The organism is Microcystis sp. M53603_WE2, assembly GCF_030065435.1.
In genome coordinates this window covers 1-1,533 of the sequence record NZ_JASJFF010001126.1, presented here as the reverse complement: position 1 = coordinate 1,533, position 1,533 = coordinate 1, and the positions used below count along the sequence as shown (strand labels likewise).

General features: G+C 48.9%; 2 protein-coding genes. Both read right to left on the bottom strand.

Annotation, left to right across the window (positions count from 1 at the left end; genetic code table 11):
- Window positions 1–161: 161 nt before the first annotated feature.
- Window positions 162–440, bottom strand: coding sequence for a hypothetical protein (locus PX481_RS23775; RefSeq protein ID WP_288096396.1), 279 nt, complete (start codon window positions 438–440; stop codon window positions 162–164).
- 24 nt (window positions 441–464) lie between these two features.
- On the bottom strand, window positions 465–1,502 hold the full coding sequence (gene trpD, locus PX481_RS23770; protein WP_002758102.1) for an anthranilate phosphoribosyltransferase: 1,038 nt from the start codon (window positions 1,500–1,502) through the stop codon (window positions 465–467).
- Window positions 1,503–1,533 lie beyond the last annotated feature (31 nt).

Below are 1,533 nucleotides of genomic sequence, written 5' to 3'. Positions count from 1 at the left end.
TTAATTGAGAAAGATTTTTATTTAACAACGATGTTATCATAGTTACAGCGATTTTACTGAATTTCATAATGGGTTATTCTGTGCTTTTTTGGGCAGCAAGGGTTGAAACCCTTGCCACACCTAGAAGGGTATCCTAATTGAAGCGGGTAAATCAGTCAATTTCACCAGCAGTGATGATCTTTTTTTTGTGTAGTTTTATTGCAAAAAAAAAGTTTTTTTGACAAAAAGCACAAAGTATGATACTCCCCAACGTATTTCTGGCTGCGAGTAATTATTGCAGAGTGGGGGAGTGGGGAAGTGGGGAAGTGGGGAGATAGGGAGAATAAATAAAAGCAATCTCCTGTCTCGGAGTCTCCTGACTTGAAAGAGGGTGTGGGGTGTGGGGTGTGGGGTGTGGGGAAGAAAACCTCTTTCATCTGTGGGGGTGAAAATTTTTTCATCGAGACTGCCCCCTGTGAATTGTCCTAGGCGGCGAGAAACTTAACCAACTCCTCTAATTTTTGCCAAGCTAACCCACTGGCTAAAATGTCGCGAGCGAGGGCGAAACCGGCAGCATGGTCGCCAAAAGTGACCTTTTCTGCCACCTGTAGGGCAAGAGAGGCATTAATCGCCACAGCATCCCGTTGAGCCGGCGTTCCACCCCCTTGCAGGACATTTTTGAGGATTTCGGCATTTTCTGGTACTTCCCCGCCTTTAAGGGCATTTAAACTGGCTCTGGGGATAGCAATTGACAAGGGATCGATCGCCGCAGAAATCACCTCGCCATTATTTAATAAAGCCATATCGGTCAGGTCTCCTAACCCCACCTCGTCGAGTTTTTCCCGGCCGTGAACAATAATCGCCTTTGGGGTTCCCATTTGTGCTAAAGCCGTGGCCATGGGGGTGAGAAATTGCCGGTCATAAACCCCGATAACTTGACCTGTGGGACGGAGAGGATTAACTAGAGGACCCAGAAGATTAAAAACCGTGCGAACTTTCAGGGTTTTGCGGAGATTAGCCACACTTTTCAGGGCTGGATGCCAACCGGGGGCAAAAAGAAAGGTAACTCCCACCCCATCTAAAGCCGCCGCTACTTTCTCGCTAGGGGCGCTCAAATTAACCCCAAGATATTCTAAAACATCGGCCGAACCGACCTTGCTGGAAGCCGAGCGATTGCCGTGTTTAGCCACTTTTACACCCCCGGCGGCCGCCACAAAAGCCACGGCAGTGGAAATATTAAAGGTTGAAGCCCCGTCACCGCCGGTGCCACAGGTATCGATAACGGGAGTGGTATGGGGTTTAGGGTCTTCTAAGCGAGATTGTTGCCGTAAAACTCGGGCCATTCCCGCTAATTCCGCGGCCGAGACTCCTTTTGCTTGCAAAGCCGCTAAAATCGCCCCCGATAAAACTTCTGGAATCTGGCCGTTTAACCATCCGGTCATTAATTCTTCAGCTTGGTTAAGGGAAAGGGATTTTCGATCGAGTAGTTGCTGCAGTAGGTTTGGCCAGTCTGGAGTGGTCATCGCTGTTCCATTGGTGTGGGGATGGGGCGAT

Coding starts and splice junctions, on each gene's coding strand:
- PX481_RS23775 (WP_288096396.1), bottom strand. CDS start 440: ATGAAAAAATTTTCACCCCCACAGATGAAAGAGGTTTTCTTCCCCACA.
- trpD (WP_002758102.1), bottom strand. CDS start 1,502: ATGACCACTCCAGACTGGCCAAACCTACTGCAGCAACTACTCGATCGA.